Here is a 20,350-nt window from a genome sequence, read left to right on the forward strand (position 1 = left end):
GGCAGCACCCTCAGATAAAGAGGTCGTTGTCCGCCGCAAGGGCGACGTTCGAGGCGATGAGCCGCGCGCCGAGGAGCGCCGCCAGCACGAAGCACAGCTCGAGGACCGGCAGGCGGATGGAAATGCTGGTGCTGAGGATGAGCGGCGCGCAAACCGCCTGTAAAACGTTGACCGCGAGCGCAAACAGCACGCTGAGCTTGAGGACCTTGACGCACCATTCGGCGAGCTTTGGCGCGTAGGCGGCGCTCTCCTGCGTAAACGCGCCGTCTTCCATCGTGTCGAGAAGGCCGATGGCGAAGTACGCCGTCGCCGCGGCGAGCAGCGTAGGAAGGACTTCCGCGGCAAAGCGCAGGGCGAGGACAACATAGCTGAACACAAGGCTCTTCGAACCCGTTATGTCCGTTGCCGCAGGCAGTACCGTATCGGTTGTAAAGGCGCTGTTGCCCGCCTTGAGAGCGTCGATGGCGGAAAACAGGCCCGCAAATTCCGCAAAGCAAACCTCGAAGACGAAGTACGCCGCCGCGAGGATAAGCAGCGCGCGGAAGAGCTTCAAGAGCTCCTGCGTATCGCCGCCGGAAAACCGGCGCAGCAGCCGCAGCACGACCCAGCCCGCGAGCAGCGCGAAAATGAGCCACTGCCAGGCAAGGCGCGGGAACAGTGCCTCCGCCGATGTGCTCCAATAGGCGGTCCAGCCGTGTGGAAAGAGCGCGCAAGCCGCGGCAAACGCGATGAGCACGAGCAGCGCGTCCTCGGGCTTCAGCTCCCGCCGCGCCGCGATGTGCACGAGCGCATAGAGCGGCAGCAGGATCACCGCGGCATACAGCGTGAACGCCAGCGCGAAGCCAAAGCGTCCCGAGGCGGCCAGCGCACTCAGTCCCTGCCCCACTGCGCTGCCGGGGAATCCGGCGACAGAAAAGGCGTCGCCCTCGAAAAGCCACAGGGCGAGCGCAAGCAGCGCGCAGATAAGCGCCTCCGCCAAAAGTAAGGTCTTGATCCGGTCACGTTTCATATCGCACCTCCAGAATTATTGTTTTGCGATAATTTCTATCGTCAGCGTAGCAGAAGAATTATCGTTTGTCAATAATTTCTGCATTTGCTTTTTGTTTTTCAAAGCGCGGCACAGTTGTTTTTAAATAAATGATAAGTTTGCTTTTTTCTATTGATTATCCCCGCACGATAGACTATACTGTAGCTGTCATATCATGCAATTTCTGTTGCTATTGCTCAAAAAAGACAATCAGGAGGACACCAACAATGAAGTACAATCGCACCTACAACTTCTCTGCCGGTCCCGCTATGATGCCGGAGCCCGTGCTGGAGGAAATCCGTGACGAGATGATGAACTACCGCGGCAGCGGCATGTGCGTCATGGAAATGAGCCACCGCTCCAAGGTTTTCCAGCAGATCGTCGACGAGGCCGAGGCTGACCTGCGCGACCTGATGGGCATTCCCGACAACTACAAGGTCCTGTTCATTCAGGGCGGCGCTACGCTGCAGTTCGCGGCTGTGCCTTGGAATCTGATGAAGAACGGCAAGGCCGTCTACGTCGAAACCGGCGCATGGTCCAAGAAGGCCATTGCCGAGGCTAAGAAGTACGGCGAGGTCATCGTCGCCGCTTCCTCCAAGGACAAGAACTACAGCTACATCCCCGACTGCTCCGATCTTGACATTCCCGAGGATGCCGACTATGTCTACATCTGCGAGAATGAGACCATCCACGGTGTGACCTGGCAGCAGCTGCCCAACACCAAGGGCCATGTTCTTGTCTCCGACCAGAGCTCCATGTTCCTCTCCCAGCCCTGCAACGTCAGCGATTACGGCATGATCTATGCGGGCGTGCAGAAGAACGTCGGCCCTGCCGGTATGGTCATCGCCATCATCCGCGAGGACCTCATCCGCGAGGATCTCGATCCCAAGATGCCCATCTACATGCGCTACGACACCCACGCCAAGAACGACTCCATGTACAACACCCCGAACTGCTGGGCGATTTACTGCTGCGGCAAGGTGTTCAAGTACCTCAAGAGCATCGGCGGTCTCGAGGAGATGCACAAGCGCAATGTCGAGAAGGCCAAGGTCATCTATGACTTCCTGGATTCCTCCAAGATGTTCCATGGCACGGTTGAGCCCGAGTTCCGTTCCCTCATGAACATCCCCTTCGTCACCGATTCCGCCGAGCTCGACGCCGAAGTCGTCGCTGCTACCAAGGCTGCCGGTTACGATAACCTCAAGGGCCACAAGAGCGTCGGCGGTCTGCGCGCCAGCGTTTACAACGCCATGCCCATCGAGGGCGCTCAGGCTCTCGTCGAATTCCTGAAGAAGTTTGAGGCCGAGCACACCAAGTAATTGCTTTTTAAAAGGGGGATCACATCCCCCTTTTAGATACTCCCTCACCGGTGAAGCGTTCACCGGTGCCGCCGCTTAAAGAGCGGCTGGGTCAACGATTAAAATATTTACAAGGAGAAAGTTAAAATGCGTATTCTTGTTACCGACGGTATGGATAAGGGCGCGATCGAGAAGGTTCGCGCGATGGGTCACGAGCTCGTTGAGCAGTTCTACGAGCCCGACGAGCTTGGTAAGGCCCTGCGCGACTTTGATGTCGCCATCATTCGCTCCAAGACCAAGCTGCGCGCCAAGCAGATCGACGAGGCCAAGGGCAGCCGCTTCAAGTGCGTCATCCGCGCCGGCGTCGGCCTCGACAATATCGACGTGCAGTACGCCAAGGACAACGGCATCGAGGTGAAGAACACCCCGAAGTCCCCCTCCGAGTCCGTTGCTGAGCTCGCCATGGCTCACATGTTCTCCTGCGCCCGTTACATCTCCATCGCCGGCCACTCCATGCGCGAGGGCAAGTGGGAGAAGAAGGCCTACGGCAAGGGCATCGAGCTGACCGGCAAGACGCTCGGTATCGTCGGCTTCGGCCGCATCGGCCAGAAGCTCGGCAAGATGGCCAAGGCCATCGGCATGAACGTCATCGCGTTCGATATCTTCCACATCCCCGGCATCGAGGAAGAGCTCGGCATCCCCTATGTTGAGATGGACGAGCTGCTCGCCAAGTCCGACTTCATCTCCGTCCACGCTCCCGCTGTCGACGGCGGCGCTCTCATCAACGCTGAGCGCATCGCCAAGATGAAGGACGGCGTCGTCATCATCAACACCTCCCGCGGCACCAACGTCGACGAGGCTGCGCTTCTTGACGCGCTCAACAGCGGCAAGGTCCGCGCCGCCGGTCTGGACGTCTATGCCGACGAGCCTGCGACCAACGTTGCGCTCTACTCCCACCCGATGGTCTCCTGCACGCCGCACATCGGCTCCGCGACCGTCGAGGCTCAGGGCCGCATCGGCGAAGAGCTGGTCGAGATCATCTCCAAGATGTAATTTATCGCTCACGCGATCAACAAAAAGGAAGAGCCGTCGAAAGACGGCTCTTTCTTCTTGTCCTCGCGCTCGGCACGGCATATCTCCACGTTCTTTTTCATAGGATACACCAACAAAACTGTGCTGAGGTGTACGATATGGAGCGCAACCAGAACTATGTGGAGCTGTGGGGCGTCGCCGCAGGCGAGCCCGTCTTTTCGCACGAGAACCATACCCGCCGGTTCGACAAATTTCCCCTGCGGGTCGAGCGCCTGTCAGGCCAGAACGACGTGCCCGTCATCGTGGCGAGCGAGGCACTGCTGCGCGTCTGCCCTGTGGAGGAGGGACAGAGCCTTCGCATCGTCGGGCAGCTGCGCTCGTTTAACAACAAGAGCGGGCAGGGCAACCGGCTCGTCATCACCGTGTTCGCCCAGAGCATCGAGCCGGGCGACGGCTCGTACTTTAACCGCATCCTGCTCTCGGGCGCGCTGTGCAAAAAGCCCGTGCTGCGGCGCACGCCGCTCGGCCGCAGCATTTGCGACGTCATTCTGGCAGTCAACCGCCACTACGGGCGCGCGGACTACTTACCCTGCATCGCCTGGGGACAGACCGCCGTGCAGATCGCGGGCATGGACGTCGGCGAGCGATTGGCGCTTGAGGGCCGCGTGCAGAGCCGGACCTACACCAAGCTGCTCGAAAGCGGCAGTGAGGAACGCACGGCGTTCGAAGTGTCGATCATGCAGCTTTTGGACGAAGAAGAAACGGAGGAGACCGCCTTATTATAGGCGGTCTCCTCCGTCTTTTGCTTATAGCCCGCTCTCCTATTCAAATAATTTATCAGTGCATCCCTTTACAATTTTAAGGCGCAGTGTTAGAGTCTTTCGTGCTACATATTCTATTAGATTTTTTGAAATTTAAAAAACGAAACATGGAGAGAGAAATGGCAAGAATTTTTTTACTCAAGGGTGACATCGCCAACCCCGGCTATGTAGACATTCCCGAGGAGGCGACCACCATCCGAGAGGCGATCTACGGGATCGGCGGCGGCATTCCGAATGGGAAAAAGTTTAAGGCGGTGCAGATCGGCGGCCCGAGCGGCGGCCTTCTCGTCGAGGAGCATCTCGATCTGCCCCTGCACTTTCAAAAGCTCAAGCCCTACGGCGTGCGCCGCGGCGACAGCGTCATCACGGTGCTCGACGAGGACCGCTGCATGGTCGATGTCGCGTGTCGCTTTATGCAGTACACGCAGACAGAGTTCTGCGGCAAGTGCGTTCCCTGCCGCGAGGGCACAAAGCGCATGAACGAGCTGCTCTGGGCCATGCGGGACTACCGCCTCAGCGAGTCGGACTTTCATATGCTCACCGACCTTGGCGAGATGATCTCGGTCACGGCGTTCTGCAATCTGGGCCGCAATTCCTACCACACGCTGGAGACGGCCATCAAATACTTTCCCGAGGAATTCAAGGATCACCTGCGTGGGGACTGCGCGCTCTGCGAGCTTGACCGCGAGCCAATCGAGCCGGGTGGACTTCCCTATAACCGCATCCGCCTCGAGATCGACCCGAGCATCTGCCGCGGATGCAGCAAGTGCTCGCGTTCCTGCCACGCCGAGGCCATCACGGGCGTCATCAAGTCGCCGTTCGTGATCGATCCGGAAAAATGCGTCAAATGCTATACCTGCATCGAGGCCTGCCCCTTTGATGCGATCCAGGAGGTGGAGATCGATGGCTAAGGGTATCATGTATGTCGACAACATCCGCGTGGAGTTCGACGACGAGCCCACGATCATGGATGTCTGCCGCAAGGCGGGCGTGGAAATGCCGAACTTCTGCTTCCACTCCGACCTTTCCGTTTACGGCGCGTGCCGCATGTGTATGGTCGAGGATCTGGACACCGGCAAGATCGACGCCGCCTGCACGACCAAGCCGAAAAACGGCATGCGCATCCGCACGAACACGTCACGCCTTCTCAAATACCGCCGCATGACGCTGGAGTTGATGCTTGCCTCGCACTGCCGCGACTGCACCGCCTGCGAAAAAAACCGCTCCTGCCGTCTGCAGGAGATGGCCGTGCGCTTCGGCATCCATCACGTTCACTTCAAGGATACGCGCGAGCATGTACCGATGGACTTTTCAAGCCCTGCGGTCACATTCGACCTCAACAAATGCATCCTCTGCGGCGACTGCGTGCGCGTGTGCAAGGAGGTTCAGGGCATGAGCATCCTGCACTTTGCCGGCCGCGGCCCCGGGCTGCACATTGAGGCGGGCGACGACCAGCCCATCTCGACCACTCACTGCGTCAGCTGCGGCCAGTGCGCCGCCGTATGCACGACCGGCGCCATCACCGTCAAAAACGACATCGGCGCGGCGTGGCGTGCCCTGCACGACCCGCAAAAGCGCGTCGTCATCCAGATCGCGCCCGCCGTGCGCGTCGCCATCGGTGAGGCCTATGGTCTGCCCGCGGGCGAAAATGTGCTCGACAAGCTTGTCACGGCGCTCAAGATCATGGGCGCGGACGAAATTTACGATACGATCTTCGGCGCGGACCTCACGGTGCGCGAGGAATCGAAGGAATTCCTCCGCCGCCTGGAAACGGGCGAAAATCTCCCGCTGATGACATCCTGCTGCCCGTCCTGGGTGCGCTATGTGGAGCAGGAGCGCCCGCAGTTCATCAAGAACCTGTCCTCCGCGCTCTCGCCCATGCAAATGTTCGCAACGGTCTTAAAGGACAAGTACCGCGAAAAAGACGCCGCCGACGGCCGCACGACCTTCCATATCGCCATCATGCCCTGCACAGCCAAGAAAATGGAGGCCGGACGCGAGGAATTCCGCCGCGACGGCGTACCGAACGTCGACCTCGTGCTGACCACGCAGGAGGTCATCAAGATGATCAAGGAATCCGGCATCCGCTTCCAGATGCTCGAAAAGGAGTCGCCCGACCTGCCGTTCGGCATGGGCAGCGGCGCGGCCGAGATCTTCGGCACCTCCGGCGGCGTGGCGGAGGCGGTGCTCCGCTGCTGCCTGCCCGACAAGAGCAAAAACGTCCTGCGCATGCTCGAGCATAGCGGTCTTCGCGGCACGGAGGCCGTCCGCTTTGTGACCATCCCCGTTAACGGGCGCGACGTGCGCGTCGCCCTGGCCCACGGCCTTGCCAACGCAGCTAAGCTGCTCGATCAAATCGAAAACGGCGAGGTCGAGGTCGACCTGGTCGAGGTCATGTCCTGCCGCACCGGCTGCGTCGGCGGCGCGGGCCAGCCCTACGCGCTGATGAGCACCAAGCTCAAGCGCGCCCACGGCCTGTACGAGATCGACCGCAGCGCGATGTTCAAGCGCAGCGAGCGCAACCCCGTCCTCGACGCGATGTATGCCGCGGGTCTCAATGAGCGCGCGCACGAGCTGCTGCACCACGAGTACAAGGACTGATCCCCTTCATAAAAAGCCGGCCGTGTGTCCACGGCCGACTTTTTCGCCCGACTCATTATTTTTTATAATGCGTCTATTGACAAATTAAGATATTTCCACTAATATATTTTTGAAAATGTATTACAAATTTGAATCGGAGGACAACCATGGAAGTCCGCAACCTGGTCACATTCTTAAAAGTCACGGAGCTCAAGAGCTTCTCCCGTGCGGCGGAAGCTCTGGATTATTCCCAGTCCGCCGTCACGGTGCAGATCCAGCAGCTCGAGCGTGAGCTGGGCGTGCAGCTCTTTGACCGCATCGGCAAAACGGTCTCCATCACGCAGTACGGCAAGGACTTTGTCTCCTACGCGCGCGACGTGGTGAGCGCCATCGCGCGTGCCAGCGCCTTTGCCTCGTCGGATTCCGAGCTGAGCGGCACCGTGCGCGTCGGCACGCTCAATTCGCTGCTCACCGCCTCGTTCTCTAACATCGTGCCGCTCTACCATGAGCGTTTTCCGCACGTGCAGATCAGCCTGCACGCGGGCAATATCGCCTCCATCACCGAAATGCTCGTCAAGAATGAGCTCGACATCATCTACACGCTCGATGAGCAGATCTTCGACACGCAGTTTGTCAAAGTCTTTGAAGCGCAGGAGGACATCGTCATCGTGACGAACACGGAAAACCCGCTCTCTGCCCGCGATGATGTGCACCTTGCCGACCTTGTGTCGCACCCGTTCATCCTGATGAACCACGGCAACCCCTACCGCGACCAGTTCGACCGCGAGCTTGCCCGTCAGGATCTAAGTGTCGAGCCGTTTTTGGAGCTCGAGAGCGACACGCTCGCGCTCAAGCTCATCCGCGAGAATCCAGAGTATCTCTCCGCGCTGCCGCGCTACACGGCGAAGATGAGCATTCACAAGGGCAACCTTGCCATCATCCCCGTGGCCGACTGCCAGATGAGCCAGTGGCGGCAGGTGCTTTATCACCGCAACAAGGTCATCACCCCGCAGATTCAAGGCATGCTCGACGTGATCTTGGAGGTCGCGAAAAAACCGTTTTAAGTGGAAACTCACAAAAAAGCACAGGCGCGCTTTCGCGCGCCTGTGCTTTTTCACTTTACTGTGTCAGTACGGCGTAAAATTTGCAAAAAAAGGATGCAAAACGCGGATCGGCGCGGTATAATAATGGGCAAATTCCAGCGTCCGCACGCATCGCGCGCCCGCTTTGATCGGAGGGATCACGATATGAGAATTGTCGTCAAGGTCGGCACATCCACGCTGGCACACCCCACGGGGCGGCTGAACATCCAGCGTATGGAAAAGCTGTGCAAGGTTTTAAGCGACCTTAAAAATATGGGACACGAGATCATCCTCGTCTCCTCTGGCGCCATCGCCATGGGCTTTGGCAAGCTCAACCTGAGCGAACGGCCGAAAGACGTGCCGACGAAGCAGGCCTCCGCCGCTGTCGGCCAGTGTGAGTTGATGTACATTTACGACAAGCTCTTCACCGAGTATAACCACACTGTGGCACAGCTGCTCATCACCGCACCGGATATCGAAGAGGGCGGCGTGCGCAAGCAGAACTTCCACAACACGCTCGCGCGGCTTTTAGAGCTCGGCGCGCTGCCGGTCATCAACGAGAACGACACCATCTCCACCGAGGAGTTCGGCATCGGCGACAACGATACGCTCTCTGCCATCGTGGCCGTGACGATCCAGGCGGACCTCCTCATTCTGCTTTCGGACATCGACGGGCTCTTCGACGGAGACCCGCGCAAGAACCCCGACGCGAAGCTCATCGACACGGTGGAAAAGATCGACGAGCACATCATTTCGCTCGGCGGGGGTAGCGGTTCGAACCTCGGCACTGGCGGCATGGCGACCAAGCTCCGCGCCGCGCAGATGGCGACGGCAGCAGGCTGCGAAATGGTCATCGCCAACGGCCAGTCGCCCGAGGTACTCTACGATGTGGCCGCGGGCAAGCGCGTGGGCACAAGATTTTTGGCAAAGAGGGATGAAGCATGACAACGATCGAACTTCTGGAACGCACAAAAGCTGCCTGGGGCAGCATCCGCAGCGCAAGCGCCGAGGAGAAGGACCGGCTGCTGCTCGCGATGGCGGAGAGCCTTGAGGCCAACAGCGAAGATATCCTGCGCGAAAATGCCAAGGACATGGAGGCGGCGAAGGGCGCGATCTCCGATGTGATGCTCGACCGTCTCGCCCTGACGGAGAGCCGCATCCACGCGATGGCAGAGGGCATCCGCGAGGCCGCGGCGCTGCCCGACCACGTGGGCCGCGCGCTCGCGCAGTTCAAGCGCCCCAATGGTATGACCATCACCAAGCGGCAGGTGCCGCTCGGTCTGGTCGCCATCATCTACGAGAGCCGCCCGAACGTCACGTCGGACGCCGCGGCGCTGTGCATCAAGAGCGGCAACGTCTGCATGATGCGCAGCGGCAAGGAGGCCTATCGCTCCTCTCACGCCATCGTCACGGCGCTCAAGGCGGGCGTTGAGTCCGTCGGCGGCGACCCCGACATTGTCAACATCGTTGAGGATACAACGCATGCGAGCGCGCAGGTATTGATGACGGCGGACGGCCTTGTCGACCTGCTGATCCCCCGCGGCGGCAAGGGGCTCATCCGCGCGTGCGTGGAAAATGCAAGCGTTCCCTGCATCGAGACCGGCACGGGCATCTGCCATGTGTACGTCGACAGGGACGCTGACCTCAACATGGCGGTAAAGATCATCGAAAACGCCAAGACGAGCCGCCCGTCCGTCTGCAACGCGGAAGAGGTCTGCCTTGTCCACTGCGACATTGCAAAGGAATTTCTCCCCAAGCTCAAGGCCGCGCTTGTCGACAAGCGTAGGGAAGCGGGCCTTGTCCCCGTCGAGCTGCGGCTCGACGAAGCCGCGGCGGAGATCATTCCCGGCACGGCGGCAACGGAGCTCGACTTCGACACGGAATTTCTCGATTACATTCTCGCCGTCGCGGTCGTAGATGATCTGGATGCGGCCATCGCACATGTCCAGCATCACTCGACGCACCACAGCGATTGCATCGTGACCGAGAACCAAGCCGCGGCCGACCGCTTTGTCGACGAGGTCGACAGCGCGGCGGTGTACGTCAACGTCTCCACCCGCTTCACCGACGGCGGGGAGTTCGGCCTCGGCTGCGAGATGGGCATTTCGACGCAGAAGCTCCACGCGCGCGGCCCGATGGGGCTCGACGAGCTGAGCACCTATAAATACGTCATCACCGGCAGCGGCCAGATTCGATAACAGGAAAGGCGCACACTCCGATGTACCACAACGACAAAAAGTACGCATTGACAAACTGCGTGCTTCTCGACGGCTCTGAGCACATGGAGCCGCAGACGGGCAAGGCCGTGTGCATCGACGGCGAGAAAATCAATGAGATCGTCGACGCACAGCATACCCCCGCAGGCTATGAGGCAGTCGACCTCGGCGGAAAATATGTGCTGCCGGGTCTCATCAACATGCACGTGCACCTGCCCGCCTCGGGCAAGCCGAAAAAGAAGGCGAGCGACCCGAAAAAGCTCGTGAAGCTCATCACCTTCTGCGCGCTGACGAACAGGATCGGTGTCAGCATGTGCGAGGGCTACGCAAAAACCGAGCTGCTCTCCGGCGTCACGACCATCCGCACAGTCGGCGGCGTCGCCGATTACGACACGAAAATTCGCGACCTCGCCGCGGCGGGCAAAATTCTTGCCCCGCGCGTGCTGGCGTCGAACATGGCGGTCTCCGTCCCCGGCGGGCACATGGCGGGTTCGCTCGCCTACGAGGCGCACTCCGCCGAAGAGGCCGCGGCGCTCGTCGAAAAGATCGCCGCCGAAAAGCCCGACCTCATCAAGCTGATGATCACCGGCGGCGTGCTGGACGCCGAAGTCGTGGGCGAGCCGGGCGTGCTGCGCATGCAGCCCGAGCTTGTCAAGGCCGCGTGCGACAAGGCACATTCGCTCGGCATGATCGTCGCGGCGCACGTTGAGAGCCCTGAGGGCGTGATGGTCGCGCTGCAAAACGGCGTCGATTCCATCGAGCACGGCGCACAGCCGAACGATGAAATGATCGCACTCTTCAAGCAGCGCAAGGCGTTCCAAATTTCGACCATTTCCCCCGCCCTGCCCTACGCGCTCTTCGACCGCAGCATTTCGCACGCGACGTATGAGCAGCAGGAAAACGGCAAGATCGTCTTCGACGGCATCGTCGCGCTCGCAAAGGCAAACCTCGCCGCGGGCGTGCCGGTCGGTCTCGGCACGGACGTCGGCTGCCCGTACATCACACATTACGACATGTGGCGCGAGCTGCACTATTTCGTCAAATACTGCGGCGTGACGCCCGCGTTCGCGCTGTACAGCGCGACGAAGCTCAACGCCCGGCTCGCGGGCATCGGTGATCTGACCGGTAGCATTGAGGCGGACAAGCAGGCCGACCTGATCGTCTGCTCCGGCAACCCTCTTCAGAATTTGAGCGCGCTGCGTGAGCTCGACATGGTCGTCAAGGGCGGCTACCGCATCGACAAGCCGCAGATCAAAAAAATGGATGAGGTCGAGCGCGAGCTCGACAAGTTCCTGTGAGCGCTATGAAATACTTGGTACTATCCGACTCGCACGGCAATGTCGACAACATGGTGCGCGCGGTAGAGCTCGTAAAGCCGCAGGGCATCATCCATCTTGGCGACGGCTGGCGCGATGTCGAGGAGCTGCGTGAACTTTTCCCCAGCCTGCCGCTCGAGCAGGTCCCCGGCAACTGCGACTTCGGGCGCTTTGAAGCGCTTGAGCGCGTGCTGATTCTGGACGATCACCGCGTGCTCATCGCGCACGGGCACACGTTAGGGGTGAAGACCGGACTTCTCCGCGCGCAGTACCGCGCGCTCGAGATGAACGCCGACATTCTGCTCTTCGGCCACACGCACGTGCCGCTCGTGGACGCGGCGTCGCGGCCGATGATGATGAATCCCGGTTCGATTGGCGATCCCCGCCGCCCGACCTACGGCGTGCTTGAGTTCAGGGACGGGCAAATTTATCCGTCGGTCTTCCGGCTGGACGCATAACAAAAAGAGATGTACCTTGCGGTACATCTCTTTTCCTTTTCTCACTCGTTCCAATCGCGCACCTGCTCGCGCAGCCAGTCGCACCAGGCGTCCACCCCTTCGCCGGTCTTGGCGGAGAGGGGGAATATCTTGAGCTTTGGGTTGCGCATGTGCGCGTATTCGACGACCTTTTCCATGTCAAAGTCGAAATACGGCAGCACGTCGATCTTGTTGATGATGGGCGCGTCGCACACAGTGAAGATGAGCGGGTACTTGAGCGGCTTGTCATGCCCCTCCGGCACGGAGAGGATCATCGCGTTTTTGACCGCGCCCGTGTCGAACTCCGCGGGGCAGACGAGGTTGCCGACGTTTTCGAGCACGACGAGGTCCAAGTCCTTCGTGCCGATCTCCTTGAGACCCTGCTCCGTCATGCTTGCATCGAGGTGGCACATGCCGCCCGTGTGAAGCTGGATGGACTTCACGCCCGCGTCCGCGATAGTCTTCGCATCCACGTCAGAGTCGATGTCTGCCTCCATCACGCCGATGCGCAGCTCATCCTTGAGCGCTTCAAGCGTGCGCAGCAGCGTCGTCGTCTTGCCGCTGCCCGGCGAGGACATCAGGTTCAGCAGAAACGTTCTGTCCTGCTTGAGCTGTACGCGCGCAGGCGCGCGGCCTCGCGGTCGTTGTCGGCGAAGACGCTCTCTTTCACCTCGATGATCTTATGGGTTCTGTCATATCGCCTCGATCTCCTTTAAGTTGATCTCGCTGCCCTGCTTGAGCCATGTTTTTTTGCTGCCGCAGTGCGGGCAGGTGCGGCCAAACTGCACCGTGGGATAGTCGCGCCCGCAGCCCTCGCAGTACGTAACGGCGGGGATGGTCTCGATCTTGAGCGCGGCCTCCGGTAAAAGCTCGGTCTTCTTGACTGCCCAGTTCCAGCAGCTTTCGAGTTCGTGCGGGATCGCGCCGGACACCTCGCCGAGCTCGAGCGTCACGGACGCGACGTTCGTCAGGCCGTTTTCCTCTCCGATCTTTTCCACGCTCTTGATGACGTGGAAGACAATGCCCAGCTCGTGCATTACTTGCTTTTTCTCGCCGTACGCTTGATCTTGAACTCACGCTTGATCATGTACGGCAGGATGGCCTTCATCTTGTCCTCACAGGCGTACATCTTGCTGCACTCCGGTCTCTCGCGGTGCAGGTGGATGGCGTCGAACGCGCACTTCGTCGTGCAGACGCCGCAGCCGATGCACTTGTTCGGGTCGACGATGCTCGCGCCGCAGCTAAGGCAGCGCGCGGTCTCCTTTTTGATCTGCTCTTCGGTGAACGCGACGCGCTCGTCGCTAAACGTCCTGCGCAGCGCCTCGTTATAGCCGATGCGCTGGCGCGGCGTTGTGTCGTAATTGACGGGGATCAGAGCGTTCTCCTTGTCGAGCTCAATGAACTGGCGGCGGTTGCGGCCGACCGTCAACGTCGCGTGCTGGACAAAACGGTGCAGCGAGATCGCGCCCTCCTTGCCCGCGGCGATGGCGGCGATGGCAAATTTCTGACCCGTATAAGCGTCGCCGCCGACGAAGATATCCTTTTCCGCCGTCTGATACGTGACGGGGTCTGCCTTGACCGTGCCGTTGGGGTTGAACTCAACAGCGGTGCCGGTGAGCAGCTCACGCCAGTCGACCTTCTGGCCGATGCAGTAGAGAACCGTCGTGCACTCGGCCTGCTCGCTCACACTGTCGTCAAACTCAGGTGCGAAGCGGCCCTCGTCGTTCTTGACGCGCGTGCACTTGCGGAACCTGATGCCCGCGCACTTGCCGTCCTCCACCACGATCTCGGTCTGGCCCCAGCCGGCGTGGACGGTGATGCTGTCGCGCTCGCACTCGCTGCGGTCTTCCTCGCCCATTGGCATATCGTCGTAAGCCTCTAAGCAGTAGAGGTCAACGCTCTCCGCGCCGCAGCGCACCGCCGTGCGCGCAACGTCCGCGCCGATGTTGCCGCCGCCGATGACGACGACCTTACCGGAAAGCGTCTTCTTTTCATGCAGGTTGACCTGCCGCATAAAGTCGATACCCGCCATGACGCCGTCCGCGTCGCCGCCGGGGATATTCAGCTTACCGCCGGACTGGAGACCGACGGCCACATAGAAACCCTGATAGCCCTGTTCGCGCAGCTGTGCGATGGTCACATCTTTCCCGGCCTCCACGCCGCAGCGGAACTCGACACCAAGTTCACGCAGGATGTCGATCTCGGCCTCCACCACGTCTTTTTCGAGGCGAAAACTCGGAATGCCGTTCATCAGCATGCCGCCGGGACGCGCTTCCCTTTCAAACACCGTCGGGCGGTAGCCCTTTTCAGCGAGGTAGTATGCGCACGACAGGCCCGCGGGGCCGCCGCCGATGACGGCGATCTTCTCGGAAAATTCGCCGTCGACCTTCGGGATGACCTTTTCGGGCACAAAGCGCGTCTCCGCATTCAGGTCCTGCTGGGCGATGAAGCGCTTGACTTCGTCGATGGCGACGGCCTGATCGACCGTACCGCGCGTGCAGGCGTCCTCGCAGCGGCGGTTGCAGATGCGGCCGCAGACCGCGGGGAACGGATTTTCGCGCTTGATGAGCTGCAAGGCTTCGAGGTACTTGCCCTGCGCGGCAAGCTTCAAATAGCCCTGCACCGCGATGTGCGCTGGGCAGACCGTTTTGCACGGCGAGGTACCGGTATTGTAGCAGTTGATGCGGTTCCTGTCGCGGTAGTCGACGCTCCACTTTTCAGGCCCCCACTTGACATCGTCGGGTAACTCCTGACGGGGATATTCGATGTAGCCGTCCTTCGTGCAGAGCTTCTGTCCCAGCTTGACCGCGCCCGCGGGGCAGTTTTCGACGCAGCGGCCGCAGGCGACGCAGCTCTCGCTCTCGACGCTCGCGACATAGGCGCTGCGCGACAGGTTCGGCGTGTTGAACAGCTGCGATGTGCGCAGCGCGTTGCAGACATTGACGTTGCAGTTGCAGATGCCGAAAATTTTCTGCTCACCGTCGATATTCGTGATCTGGTGGACAAAGCCGTTGTCCTCGGCTTTTTGAAAATTTCGAGCGCTTCGTCCTTCGTGATGTATTCGCCGCGCTGTGTTTCGACGATGTAGTCGGCCATGTCGCCCACACCGATGCACCAGCTTTCGGCGTCATCGCCGCAGCCCTCACCAAGCTTGGCGCGGCTAGCGCGGCAGGAGCACATGCTCTTGGCGTACTTGCCCTCGTATTTGCTGAGCCAGTAGGAGATGTGCTCTAAGTCAACGGACTCGTTCTCCGTCTCGATGGCCTTTTCCACGGGGATGACGTGCATGCCGATGCCCGCGCCTCCCGGCGGCACCATGGGCGTGATCTTTTCGAGCGGGAGCATCGTCATGCGCTCAAAGAATGCCGCGACCTCGGGATGCTCGTCGATCTGGCTTTTGCGCATGTTCAGAAATTCCGCGCTGCCGGGGACGAACAGCGGCAGCACCCAACGCTTTTCATGCTTGGGGTTCTTGCCGTCCATGTTCTCCCAGTTGTACTCGATGATACCCGTCCATGCCATCTCCGTGAGGAGCTTTTCGAGCGGCTCACGCTCCATTTTGGTGAGCTTCATCAACTGCTCGGTCGTTTTGGGCTTGCGCACGCCCATTTTGAGCGCGACGTCGACCATCTCGTCGGTCATCACGCCGGCAAGGCCCCAGTACTCGGGGTCGTCCGCCGTGGCCTTGAGGCCGATGCGGTTCGTGATCATACTGCCGAGCTTGAGGACGTTTTCGCGCGGGGCGTCCGTGCGGGGTATTTTGAAATCCAGCTTACTCTCGTCGAGAGGGAAATTCGTGGGCCTGCTGCCGTTGATATCGCTCATGTTCCTGCTCTCCCTTTTCGCGGTGTACCGCGTGCTTGCCACCGCGCAGCAAAAATATCGCGCGGCGATCATCACCTATCTTATCCAAGCTCTATTTTACAGGAAAATGTTGGATTTTTCCATTGACTGATTCCATAAACCGCAGTCATATCGCTCAATTCCCCGCATTTTTGCGCAGATCGGCAGAATTGCCCAAATTTACAGATCAAGGAACCGCCGCGCAAGCGCGGGCACATTGGTGTTTTTGAGGCACACGACGTTCAGCTCGTGCACGCCCGTGAGCGGCGGGCAGGAAAAATGCCCGAACTGCGCATCATTCTTGACGACGGCCTCGTAGAGGAAGCTCACGCCGCAGCCCTCGCTCACCAGATGCCGGATGAGCTTGAAGCTGCTGATGCAGACATTCGCGCGAAATGCCTCGACCGTGTAGCCGCACTGCATGAGCTCTCGCTCTAAAATCTTTCGCGTACCGGAGCCAGGCTCGCGCAGGATGAGCCGCTCGGAAAAGAGCTCATCCATCGGCACCTCGCGGCCCGAAAACGGGTGATCTTTCGCACAGATGCCGATGTAGGGCTCGTTGCGCAGCAGAAAGCTCTCGTACCGGCTCTTGTCGAAAATGCCCTCGAGCACGACGAAGTCAAGCTCACCGCCCTCGAGCTGGGCGAGCAGGTGTGCCGTATTGTCGACGGTAAAAAAGAGCTCGTTGTCCGGTTCTTTCAAAAAGCGGATGATCTGCGGCAGCAGGATATAGTCGCCGATGGACTTCGTCGCGCCGATGCGAAGGCTCGTCTTCTCCTGCCGTTTGAGCGCGCGGCGCAGCTCCTCGTCCTGATAGCGCTGGCTGATGGCGTAGATCTCAAGCGTTTCGCCCTGCGCCGTTTTTCTGAGCTTTCGGCTGTCGTAGGTAAAAAGGCGCACGCCGTACAGCGCTTCGAGCGCCTGGATCTGTTTCGTCACGGCGGGCTGCGTCAAATGCAGCTGCTCCGCCGCCTTGCGGTAGTTCATCGTGGCGCACACGGTCAAAAAGGTCTCAAGCCGCTGGTCCATGTTCTCTCCCCTTTGTCGATAACAAACAGGAATCGACATATTCTTATTTATAATTTTATTATATCATAAGTCGGTGATATAATACACCCGCAACACGCATTGGAGGAGAGAAAAACACATGAAATTCATCGAAACTGTGAAAAAAATGCTGCCCGGTTGCGCCATCGCGCTCGTCATTGCCGTGGTAGCCAAGTTTTTAGAGCATCTGGAAGAGTCTGCGGGGCTGCACCTGATCGGCGCGTCGGTCATCGCGATGTTCATCGGCATGATCGTGAACCGCTTTTACGCGCCGAATGCCAAGACGAAGCCCGGCATCAAATTCACCTCGAAGAAAATTCTGAAGTTCGCCATCATACTGCTCGGTGCCAGCCTGAACATCACGACCGTGCTGACGGTCGGCAAGTTCTCGCTCACCGTCATGCTCTTCACACTGGCGACGTGCTTCGGCCTCGGCTATGTGATCGGCAAGGCGCTGGGGCTTGACTGGAAGACGAGCAGCCTCATCAACGCGGGCACGGGCATCTGCGGCGGCAGCGCCATCGCCGCCATCGCACCGGTCATCGAGGCAACGGACATGGACATCGCTTACGGCATGTCGGCAACGTTCCTCTTTGACACGATCATGGTCGTCGTGTTCCCGCTGCTCGGCCGCGCGATGGGCCTTTCCGACGCGGCGTTCGGCCTGTGGGCCGGCACGGCGGTCAACGACACCTCGAGCGTCGTCGCCACGGGCTACGCCTTCAGCGAGGCCGCAGGCGACTTTGCCACGATGGTCAAGCTGACGCGCACACTCGCCATCATCCCGACGGTGCTGGTCTTCGCCGCCATCAGCGTGCACCTCAAGAAAAAGGCCGCCGCGCAAAGCGGCGACCATGGCGTCAAGGTCAATATGAAGTCGGTGTTCCCGTGGTTCATCCTCGGTTTCCTCGCAATGTCGATTCTGTGCAGCGTCGGCGTCATCCCCGCCGGTCTCGCTACAACGCTCAAGAGTATCAGCAAGTTCCTGATGGTCGCGGCGCTCGCCGCCATCGGCCTCAATACGAACTTCGCGGCGCTGTGCAAGTCTGGCGCAAAGCCGATGCTCCACGGCTTCATCATTTCGCTGCTGGTTGTTCTTGTGGCCATCGCAGTCGAGTACGTGCTCGGCATCGCGCCGAGCGGCACGCTCATTTAATCGTCCGCCGAAAGGATGAGATCGCAGCGGTTCCGCACATCGAGCGCGTCGAAATAGCGCTGCTCGAAAGGGATCCAGCGGTCGAAAAACTGCTTTGCATGCGCGGGCGCATTCCGTTTGAGGATGCGCTCGCGCTGTTTTTCTGCCGAAATCGACAGAAAAACGGATAGATCGTAGTACAACGCAAGGTCGGGGTGCATGGAGTACGCGCCCTCGACAATGTTGAGTGTTCCCTCCTTAATCCGCTGCGGCGGGGCAATGGTGAACGTCGCGCAGTCGAAGCGTCGGTAATCGACGGGCTTTCCTTCGCGCAGCGGCAGGAGCACCTCTTCCAAAAAGCGCTCGCGGTCAACGTTGCCGCCGGGCTGCGCGAAGCGCGCCTCTGTGCGCTGCTCAGGGCGGAGGAAAAAGTCGTCCATGTGGAAGACAGGGCAGCCGTAAACATTTTGCAGCAGCTCGCCGAGCGTCGTCTTGCCGCTGGCGCTGCCGCCCTCGATGGCGACGAGCACGCGGCTTCTTTCCGCCGTCAGGCGGTCGATGCGCGCAAACAGCGGCAGCGCGCGGGCGAAGTCGCGCCGCAGGACGCGGTACGCGGGCGCGTAATTCTGCCGAAATATCTCGGAGTGGTGCAGCGGCGGAAAGCCGTCCTTGCGCCACCTCTCAACAGCTTCCGCCGTCTCCTGCGCAGAAAACGGCAGCTCGCCCGCGTCTGCTATTGTCTGCAAGGCGGTGAGCATCGCTTCGAGCTTTTCGCGCCCGCACTCCTCGTGCCGCGCAGAGAGGGCGAAGAGCCGCGCAAACGTCTCCGCGTTCAAGCCGTCCTGCAAAATGCCGAGGTGCACACGGCAGTAGTCGCCGCTGAGCAGCTCGACGAGCTCGGAGATACGGTCACCGCTTCGCGCCGCTTCGGCGCGGATGTAGTCTGCGGCGGCGGACGGGTCGGCGATCAGATGCTCGCAGCCAAAGGCGCTCTGATAGAGCGCCTTGAAGACGTCCTGAAGCGCCAGCTCTGGATAGCGCGCGCAGTGGGCGCGCAGAAAGTCGCGAATATCGGTAAAATTCGTCATAGCGGCGGAGTTCCTTTACCAAAAAGTTTCGTTTATCATAGCGCTTTTTCGCCCCTTTCGCAAGGGGCAAGGGATTGACAGCCCTGCGCTTTTTTGATAAAATTCCCGCGTCGGCACAAGCCGGCAGCGTTGGCACAAGCTGACTTTTCTTCCGCGCGTTCCCTGAAAGCAAACGAGGTATCACCAAGGTATCAATCTCCCTGCAAGGGAAATATTGATGCCTTTTCTTTATCTTTTCAAGGGTTTTCGCGCAGAAAACAAGACGCAAGAGAGGATGAGAACACCGTGACGATCCTTGTCATCGACGGCCAGGGCGGAAAGCTCGGCAAAACTTTGGTCGAGAACATCAAAAAGTCCTTCCCGCACCTCGAGATCATGGCGGTCGGTACGAACAGCGCCGCTTCCGACGCGATGCGCCGCGCGGGCGCTGACCGCGTGGCCACGGGCGAAAACCCCGTCATCGTGGCCTGCCGCAGCGCGCAGATCATCGCCGGCCCCATCGGCATCGCGATCGCCGATGCGCTGATGGGCGAGATCTCCCCCGCCATGGCAAACGCCGTCGCGTCAAGCAATGCCTACCGTGTGCTCATCCCGATGAATCTATGTAGCACGTATGTCGCGGGCGTGGACAAAAAATCCTCCGCCATTCTGGACGACGCCATGGCGCACATCCGTTCGCTGCTCGAAGGAATGGAGAACAAACCATGAACAACGCTGCCACTGCAACTGCCCGTACCGCTTCCCCGGTGAGAAAACTCACCTATTCCGCGCTCTTCCTCGCCTTGGCGATGGTCCTGCCGTTTTTGACCGGCCAGATCCCCGAGATCGGCTCCATGCTCTGTCCCATGCACATTCCCGCGCTGCTGTGCGGCTTCATGTGCGGCTGGCCGTGGGGACTCGCGGTCGGCTTTATCTCCCCGCTGCTGCGCTCGATGATCTTCGGCATGCCGCCCGTTTGGGTCGCCATCGCCATGGCGTTTGAAATGGCGACCTACGGCGCCATCGCCGGTCTTCTGTACCGCAAGCTGCCGAAAACAGGCTGGCGCATCTACGTCTCGCTCATCTCCGCGATGGTCGCGGGCCGCCTTGTGTGGGGGCTTGTGAAGTTTCTGCTCACGGGCCTTCAGGGCACGGAGTTCAGCCTCGCCCTCTTCCTCTCCGGCGCGGTGACGACGGCCATCCCCGGCATCATCTTGCAGCTCATCCTCATTCCCATCTTCGTGGTGGTGATGGAACGCACAAATATGGCGCTCGACGTGTGAGCACTTGATAAAAACAGAAAAGGACTTGGACGAAAGTGAAGTGACCCCAAAAAGTTAGACAATATTCTGAAGTAAAAATTGTTCAAGCAGCTGAAAGGGCTTGCTGTCTGTGAATTGCAGGCGGCAA

Annotated in this window: 18 protein-coding genes and 1 pseudogene; 13 read left to right on the forward strand and 6 right to left on the reverse strand. The window is 60.0% G+C overall.

Going from position 1 to position 20,350, the window contains the following annotated elements:
• Window positions 1-10 precede the first annotated feature (10 nt).
• A complete protein-coding gene (locus NI20_RS0100110) occupies window positions 11-1,009 on the reverse strand; it encodes a hypothetical protein (protein ID WP_033119433.1) in 999 nt (332 codons plus the stop codon).
• 245 nt (window positions 1,010-1,254) lie between these two features.
• Here NI20_RS0100110 and serC point away from each other — a divergent pair, with 245 nt between their 5' ends.
• The 10 genes from serC (at window position 1,255) to NI20_RS0100160 (ending at window position 11,830) form a co-directional block, all read left to right on the forward strand.
• On the forward strand, window positions 1,255-2,346 hold the full coding sequence (gene serC / locus NI20_RS0100115) for a 3-phosphoserine/phosphohydroxythreonine transaminase (RefSeq protein WP_033119434.1): 1,092 nt from the start codon (window positions 1,255-1,257) through the stop codon (window positions 2,344-2,346).
• A gap of 126 nt (window positions 2,347-2,472) precedes the next feature.
• A complete protein-coding gene (locus tag NI20_RS0100120; protein ID WP_033119435.1) occupies window positions 2,473-3,378 on the forward strand; it encodes a D-2-hydroxyacid dehydrogenase in 906 nt (301 codons plus the stop codon).
• Window positions 3,379-3,515: 137 nt separating this feature from the next.
• A complete protein-coding gene (locus tag NI20_RS0100125) occupies window positions 3,516-4,142 on the forward strand; it encodes a single-stranded DNA-binding protein (RefSeq protein ID WP_033119436.1) in 627 nt (208 codons plus the stop codon).
• A gap of 155 nt (window positions 4,143-4,297) precedes the next feature.
• Window positions 4,298-5,089: an NADH-ubiquinone oxidoreductase-F iron-sulfur binding region domain-containing protein gene (locus tag NI20_RS0100130; protein WP_052084307.1), complete on the forward strand. Its 792-nt coding sequence runs from the start codon at window positions 4,298-4,300 to the stop codon at window positions 5,087-5,089.
• Entirely contained in the window at window positions 5,082-6,779 is a 1,698-nt protein-coding gene (locus tag NI20_RS0100135; protein ID WP_033119437.1) for a [FeFe] hydrogenase, group A, read from the forward strand. The genes NI20_RS0100130 and NI20_RS0100135 overlap by 8 nt, the downstream gene beginning before the upstream one ends.
• A 146-nt stretch (window positions 6,780-6,925) precedes the next feature.
• On the forward strand, window positions 6,926-7,822 hold the full coding sequence (locus NI20_RS0100140) for a LysR family transcriptional regulator (RefSeq protein ID WP_033119438.1): 897 nt from the start codon (window positions 6,926-6,928) through the stop codon (window positions 7,820-7,822).
• Window positions 7,823-8,005: 183 nt separating this feature from the next.
• On the forward strand, window positions 8,006-8,785 hold the full coding sequence (gene proB, locus NI20_RS0100145) for a glutamate 5-kinase (protein WP_033119439.1): 780 nt from the start codon (window positions 8,006-8,008) through the stop codon (window positions 8,783-8,785).
• Window positions 8,782-10,038 carry a glutamate-5-semialdehyde dehydrogenase gene (locus NI20_RS0100150; protein WP_033119440.1) on the forward strand — a complete coding sequence of 419 codons (1,257 nt, stop codon included), beginning with the start codon at window positions 8,782-8,784 and terminating at the stop codon, window positions 10,036-10,038. The genes proB and NI20_RS0100150 overlap by 4 nt, the downstream gene beginning before the upstream one ends.
• A gap of 20 nt (window positions 10,039-10,058) precedes the next feature.
• Window positions 10,059-11,354 carry an amidohydrolase family protein gene (locus NI20_RS0100155; protein WP_033119441.1) on the forward strand — a complete coding sequence of 432 codons (1,296 nt, stop codon included), beginning with the start codon at window positions 10,059-10,061 and terminating at the stop codon, window positions 11,352-11,354.
• A gap of 5 nt (window positions 11,355-11,359) precedes the next feature.
• On the forward strand, window positions 11,360-11,830 hold the full coding sequence (locus NI20_RS0100160) for a metallophosphoesterase (protein ID WP_052084308.1): 471 nt from the start codon (window positions 11,360-11,362) through the stop codon (window positions 11,828-11,830).
• Between the two features lie 41 nt (window positions 11,831-11,871).
• Here NI20_RS0100160 and hypB read toward each other — a convergent pair.
• The 4 genes and pseudogenes from hypB to NI20_RS0100180 form a co-directional block, all read right to left on the reverse strand.
• Window positions 11,872-12,527, reverse strand: a pseudogene (gene hypB, locus NI20_RS13710) (hydrogenase nickel incorporation protein HypB).
• Between the two features lie 13 nt (window positions 12,528-12,540).
• Complete coding sequence (locus NI20_RS0100170) at window positions 12,541-12,885, reverse strand: hydrogenase maturation nickel metallochaperone HypA (protein WP_033119442.1); 345 nt, start codon at window positions 12,883-12,885, stop codon at window positions 12,541-12,543.
• A complete protein-coding gene (locus NI20_RS13715) occupies window positions 12,885-14,963 on the reverse strand; it encodes an FAD-dependent oxidoreductase (RefSeq protein WP_369699377.1) in 2,079 nt (692 codons plus the stop codon). Before NI20_RS13715 ends, NI20_RS0100170 begins: the two co-directional genes overlap by 1 nt.
• Before the next feature lie 908 nt (window positions 14,964-15,871).
• Window positions 15,872-16,720 (reverse strand): LysR family transcriptional regulator, encoded by an 849-nt coding sequence (locus NI20_RS0100180; protein WP_033119443.1) that lies wholly within the window; start codon window positions 16,718-16,720, stop codon window positions 15,872-15,874.
• A gap of 118 nt (window positions 16,721-16,838) precedes the next feature.
• Here NI20_RS0100180 and NI20_RS0100185 point away from each other — a divergent pair, with 118 nt between their 5' ends.
• The gene (locus NI20_RS0100185; protein WP_197055325.1) at window positions 16,839-17,894 is read left to right on the forward strand and encodes a YeiH family protein; all 1,056 of its coding nucleotides are present in this window, start codon (window positions 16,839-16,841) and stop codon (window positions 17,892-17,894) included.
• Here NI20_RS0100185 and NI20_RS0100190 read toward each other — a convergent pair.
• Window positions 17,891-18,961, reverse strand: a complete 1,071-nt coding sequence (locus NI20_RS0100190; RefSeq protein ID WP_197055326.1) for a uridine kinase — start codon at window positions 18,959-18,961, stop codon at window positions 17,891-17,893. The two genes, NI20_RS0100185 and NI20_RS0100190, sit on opposite strands and share 4 nt — an antisense overlap.
• 285 nt (window positions 18,962-19,246) lie before the next feature.
• Between NI20_RS0100190 and NI20_RS0100195 the strand changes: the two genes are divergently transcribed.
• A complete protein-coding gene (locus tag NI20_RS0100195) occupies window positions 19,247-19,669 on the forward strand; it encodes a DUF3842 family protein (RefSeq protein ID WP_033119444.1) in 423 nt (140 codons plus the stop codon).
• Window positions 19,666-20,223 (forward strand): ECF transporter S component, encoded by a 558-nt coding sequence (locus NI20_RS0100200; protein ID WP_052084309.1) that lies wholly within the window; start codon window positions 19,666-19,668, stop codon window positions 20,221-20,223. Before NI20_RS0100195 ends, NI20_RS0100200 begins: the two co-directional genes overlap by 4 nt.
• Window positions 20,224-20,350: the final 127 nt, after the last annotated feature.

Origin of the sequence: Oscillibacter sp. ER4, from assembly GCF_000765235.1 — a bacterium.
Classification (GTDB): domain Bacteria; phylum Bacillota; class Clostridia; order Oscillospirales; family Oscillospiraceae; genus Hominicoprocola; species Hominicoprocola fusiformis.

Bases quoted from the DNA above. Each gene is read 5' to 3' on its own strand.
- NI20_RS0100110 (WP_033119433.1), bottom strand. From the start codon at position 1,009: ATGAAACGTGACCGGATCAAGACCTTACTTTTGGCGGAGGCGCTTATC.
- serC (WP_033119434.1), top strand. From the start codon at position 1,255: ATGAAGTACAATCGCACCTACAACTTCTCTGCCGGTCCCGCTATGATG.
- NI20_RS0100120 (WP_033119435.1), top strand. From the start codon at position 2,473: ATGCGTATTCTTGTTACCGACGGTATGGATAAGGGCGCGATCGAGAAG.
- NI20_RS0100125 (WP_033119436.1), top strand. From the start codon at position 3,516: ATGGAGCGCAACCAGAACTATGTGGAGCTGTGGGGCGTCGCCGCAGGC.
- NI20_RS0100130 (WP_052084307.1), top strand. From the start codon at position 4,298: ATGGCAAGAATTTTTTTACTCAAGGGTGACATCGCCAACCCCGGCTAT.
- NI20_RS0100135 (WP_033119437.1), top strand. From the start codon at position 5,082: ATGGCTAAGGGTATCATGTATGTCGACAACATCCGCGTGGAGTTCGAC.
- NI20_RS0100140 (WP_033119438.1), top strand. From the start codon at position 6,926: ATGGAAGTCCGCAACCTGGTCACATTCTTAAAAGTCACGGAGCTCAAG.
- proB (WP_033119439.1), top strand. From the start codon at position 8,006: ATGAGAATTGTCGTCAAGGTCGGCACATCCACGCTGGCACACCCCACG.
- NI20_RS0100150 (WP_033119440.1), top strand. From the start codon at position 8,782: ATGACAACGATCGAACTTCTGGAACGCACAAAAGCTGCCTGGGGCAGC.
- NI20_RS0100155 (WP_033119441.1), top strand. From the start codon at position 10,059: ATGTACCACAACGACAAAAAGTACGCATTGACAAACTGCGTGCTTCTC.
- NI20_RS0100160 (WP_052084308.1), top strand. From the start codon at position 11,360: ATGAAATACTTGGTACTATCCGACTCGCACGGCAATGTCGACAACATG.
- NI20_RS0100170 (WP_033119442.1), bottom strand. From the start codon at position 12,885: ATGCACGAGCTGGGCATTGTCTTCCACGTCATCAAGAGCGTGGAAAAG.
- NI20_RS0100180 (WP_033119443.1), bottom strand. From the start codon at position 16,720: ATGGACCAGCGGCTTGAGACCTTTTTGACCGTGTGCGCCACGATGAAC.
- NI20_RS0100185 (WP_197055325.1), top strand. From the start codon at position 16,839: ATGAAATTCATCGAAACTGTGAAAAAAATGCTGCCCGGTTGCGCCATC.
- NI20_RS0100190 (WP_197055326.1), bottom strand. From the start codon at position 18,961: ATGACGAATTTTACCGATATTCGCGACTTTCTGCGCGCCCACTGCGCG.
- NI20_RS0100200 (WP_052084309.1), top strand. From the start codon at position 19,666: ATGAACAACGCTGCCACTGCAACTGCCCGTACCGCTTCCCCGGTGAGA.